Origin of the sequence: Pseudomonas sp. IPO3774 (genome assembly GCF_013386835.1) — a bacterium.
GTDB lineage: Bacteria > Pseudomonadota > Gammaproteobacteria > Pseudomonadales > Pseudomonadaceae > Aquipseudomonas.
Genome location: NZ_JACAQY010000035.1, coordinates 25,007 through 25,218 on the forward strand (window position 1 = coordinate 25,007; position 212 = coordinate 25,218).

Here is a 212-nt window from a genome sequence, read left to right on the forward strand (position 1 = left end):
GCTTGAGTGTTGAAGAGCAAAATCAAAAGCTAAAGCGGGCACGGTCCAAATGTGGGAGCGGGCTTGCTCGCGAAGGTCGTTAACGATGACGCGGGCATTCTGAATGAACGCGGCGCTCTCAGGTTCTTCGCGAGCAAGCCCGCTCCCACAGAAAAGCAGATTTGTTTTCACTCTGGTTTTTGCTTTTGCTCTTAACACTCAAGCCGGCCGGG